General features: G+C 39.5%; 4 protein-coding genes. 3 read left to right on the top strand and 1 reads right to left on the bottom strand.

All coding sequences use genetic code 11. The annotated features are described in order from the left end of the window. Both DV872_RS27080 and DV872_RS25780 read left to right on the top strand, forming a co-directional pair. Positions 1-189: hypothetical protein (locus DV872_RS27080; protein ID WP_216664457.1), on the top strand; the 189-nt coding region annotated here is incomplete at its 5' end. Between the two features lie 640 nt (positions 190-829). Then, complete coding sequence (locus tag DV872_RS25780; protein WP_114632852.1) at positions 830-1,456, top strand: hypothetical protein; 627 nt, start codon at positions 830-832, stop codon at positions 1,454-1,456. Here DV872_RS25780 and DV872_RS25775 read toward each other — a convergent pair whose 3' ends face one another. After that, a complete protein-coding gene (locus DV872_RS25775) occupies positions 1,457-2,320 on the bottom strand; it encodes a metallophosphoesterase (RefSeq protein WP_158547194.1) in 864 nt (287 codons plus the stop codon). It abuts the gene before it with no gap. Positions 2,321-2,857: 537 nt separating this feature from the next. Between DV872_RS25775 and DV872_RS25770 the strand changes: the two genes are divergently transcribed. Next, a complete protein-coding gene (locus DV872_RS25770) occupies positions 2,858-3,922 on the top strand; it encodes a hypothetical protein (RefSeq protein ID WP_114632850.1) in 1,065 nt (354 codons plus the stop codon). Positions 3,923-4,106 lie beyond the last annotated feature (184 nt).

Raw genomic sequence — 4,106 nt, 5'->3', positions numbered from 1 at the left:
ATTGACTCTATGATTTTCCATTGGTCGTCAGTTGGTAATGCAGTGTGTTCACATTCTGCAGAGCTGACTGTCGAGTGGTGGAAACCAAGCTTGTCAGGTGGTGGAAGTGCTGGCGGGCGGGTAACAGGACGCATCAGGGGAAGCCCTCAGTTACTGTCTTCTCAGCCTCTCTTTCAATGTAAGGCCTGAGGGCCTTTATTGCCATTGATATCCGTGATCATGTTGATCTAAAAATATTAAAAAAAGAGTTTAATCTGGCTACAAGCGACGATAAGTATACAACTTATGCTTCTTTATTTGTCTTTGAGGAATTACGGAATATACAGGGAGATGCGGCTTTTTTCAAAATAGGACTTCCAGATCATCATATATAATGATCTGGGATACACAAAGTCTTCCTTTTTGTCACCTCAATGCCAGCGTGAAAGCATTCATTCCTTTCACAAAAAGATTTTCTCATTTTTTAAAGATTATAAACTTCAAGTTATTCTGCACAGTTGTGGTGATTTTCGCCCTCATCTACCCTGCATTATTGAATCAGGTATTAACTGTATACAGGCAATGGAAGCTAAAACCGGGAGGAATGTTTAAGCAAACTAAATGGTATGAAGAAGCTGAAAGCACCTTATATTTATATGTCTGATCATTCTATTCCTCCCAGTGTTTCAGATCATCAATATATGCTTGAGTTATTCTGGAATAACTGCCAATACTAATTTATGCATTATCTATACTGTTCCGCCGAAAATCGATATATCTTATCCTCAAAAAAGAAATGGAATCTAATTTTTTATAGTCCTATATTTATAGAGGAATAAAGGGAACATCAATGATTGCAGCAAAGATAAGAATGATTATTCTACTGTCAGGATTTTTGACAGTAACAAACGGACTGTTTGCAGAAGAAAGGCTGTTTATTTCTCTTTCCTATGCCCCGGGGTTGAGCGATTATATCCGTCTGGACTCATCTCCTGAGAATCACACGATTAAAAGGTCAGTTCTTGGATTTGATCATTCTCTCGGATACTTCCCTAAAACAAGATGGGGATTCGGTTACGATACCCATTGGGGGATGATTGATCAGTTCAGAATAAAAAACGGATCAAACGAACTGATCCTGGATCAATGGACAGGACGCTTTTATCAGCTACATTTTTCCCCCCAAGTTTATTTTATTCCCTATGAGAAAGAAAACCATATTTTATGTCTCGGCTTGGGGCCATCCTTCACCATGGCTTACTACCTTTCCAAATACAACAATGATTTCGAAGACTTCTATATAGGGTTGGATTTCAACGCCAGATACAGATATATGCTGAAAGAGAGTTTTTTTCTCAATGTGGGCCTCCGCACGACCATTGATTATGTTTATTTCGGCGGTTTTGTGGAGAATATTTTCACAGATTTCATCCAGTTGCAATGCATGCCTGAACTGGGAATAGGATTCAAGTTTTAATTACTTTTCCTTTAGAACCGTCGTATTGATAATGCCTGATCCCGATTCGATCACCTTGCAAACTAGTTCCGATTCAGACATCAGCAAAGTCATAAAACCAATTCGTGAAGCAGCAAGGATAGTGTTATCTCCAACGGATGTGTCTCTCAACCGAGCCGCCGCTCCGTTAACGATATAGTACACGCCGTTTACCTTATCCAAGATTTGTAAATCATGTTCATGACCACAAATATACAGGTCAGCCCGATGATCCAGAATCTCCTGCAGCCTTGCAATCAGTGGCCCGTTGGAGCCATGGTCTCCATTGCTGAACAAAGGCTTATGCCCGCAAACTATTTTCCAATCAGCATCTGATTCTTCCAGGCAGGAGTCCAGCCAGACAAGCTGCTCAGCATCTCCGTAGAATATGCTTTCAGTATCGAGAAAAAGGAAGTCTGCTTTGGTTCCATCAGGGAGGGTCCTGGATTGTTTATAAAAAAAACTTGGCATCTGCCAACGGTCGTTGTTGGGAGACACATATTCCAGTTGGGCACCGATATTACCCTGATAATCATGATTTCCCAGTATGGAATAAAAAGGCATGCTCAGAATATCGGGGTCATAGATTGATTCAAATGTACTATACCATTGGGGATCAGTCACCGATTCGACACCAACGGAATAAAAAGAATCCCCCAGGTTGATTATGAATTCAATCTGGTTTACAGGATTCTGAACATAATCAGACATAGCGGAGGCCGTCAGTCTTTGTCCATCATCTCCTGTACCGGCATCTCCGTAGACAAGAATTTCAAGGTAATCAATTCCGCTTTCTTTTTGATATTCCGTAAATTCCGGGATTAATTCTCCTGCATCCTGATCCATCCGGCAGGAAGCTAAAACTAGGAATATCAGCAGAAGATATATCCATCTAGGTAATTTGGGGTTTTCATTCAACATTCTGTATCAAAGAGTAAAATTTTTTTGCTTGTATTTCAATTGAAAAATTCAACAGTCGGGAAATAACAAGCCTCCATAATCAATCACAGTAATCATCTTACCGAAATCCTAGATAAATCATGTGGAATTTATGGATATCCTGATGCCATGAAATATGATAAAGGGCCTGGATTCAGATCTTCAAGAATCACCGAGACAATAAATGGTCTTTATTAAGCAAAGTAATTTGGAGAAGAGGACCTTGGAGATATTCCTCCAAAAAAATTTAAAATCATGTATTATAAAAGTCTAAAACATTGGCCTTAGTCGCTGTATTTAAATAATACAGGCTCCTGAATTTTCGGTATGGTTCATTCAAGTCCCTCTGTCAATTCGCTTTACATTCTTCAATAGTGAACTTCGTTTGCATTTTTTAGCCATTTGTAATAAATTGTAATCATTAATTCACAATTGGAGATAATAATGAAATTGATTCTTACATGTTTAGGCATACTTGTTTTTGCCTCACTTTTTTCTTGTGCAAACGGTAATACACCTGCTGACACAACGCTGCCAATTACGGTTACTATTGATGGAACTGAATATGCTGCGACTGGTTCATATGACTTTGGTTTAGCTGAAGCCAAAAGCACCGGTATAACAAAAACCATCATCCTGACAAATAGCACAGAATTTGAAATCACAGTTAAATCAATTACTCTTTCAGATGAAGTGAACTATTCTTTGATAACTCCCACTCTACCACTAACAACTGCAGTAGATGGCACAGCAGAAGTCAAGCTGACCTACAGCCCTCAGGCATCAGGCAGCCAAGACTCAACAATCAGTATAGAAGTTGACGGCCTTACAGATCCATACATATTGAACCTTACAGGTGAAGGGAATTATGCGCCAACTGTTAAATTTGGAATGAAGGTTAGCGGTGCAGAAAATTCAGCCGCGAATGGATTTTATGACAGGGATGGATTTTACAGTAACTATCCTAATTACACCATGGCAGGAAACGATTACTACATGCGCTTTTTTGATAATGATTGGTTCTGGGGAATTGGCAGTACACAGGGATTAGACGGACCTGAATATACAACAGAGAGTAAGGTTACATATATGGTTCCGCCAGAATCCGGATGGACAGTTATTCCTTCAGTGATTCCCAATGGGGCAAGGTTACCTCTCACTCCTCTCACTCCTCTCAGTGATCCCAGTGATCTCAGCATTACTCATTATGACATATCCGGAACCACTGGAGAGATCGATGACGAGCTAACAGCAAATTATCTGTACTTCGATACTGAGGGTGATGCAGAAGCAACGACCAGTACTTCATATCAATGGTATCGATCCGATTCTGAAGGTGAAACATACACAGCAATTACAGAAGCAACATCAAAGACATATACACCAAATAATGATTTTGATAGTGGACACTACCTTAAGGTTGAAATAACTGTTACTGCTTCAACAGGAATTACAACAGAATCAGTAATAATGAGTAGCGCGACCATTAGGATACAAGGTCCTTCATAATAGGGATAAGCCTAAAAATAAGCCGGTTTGTGTGACGCTTTCCGGCCTATTTAAGAACTAGTGTCATGACCGACTAATTCTAAATTTATTCAAGATCTTTTATAAACTTCATGAATTGGGTATCATCAGATTTATGAGTGATAAGCGTAGAGTAAAAGTAAAGTTATCTTTATCCGGTCCGGAT

Source organism: Oceanispirochaeta sp. M1, from assembly GCF_003346715.1.
Lineage (GTDB): Bacteria > Spirochaetota > Spirochaetia > DSM-2461 > DSM-2461 > Oceanispirochaeta.
Note: the sequence above shows the minus strand (reverse complement) of the source record. Positions and strands in the feature narration are given on the sequence as shown.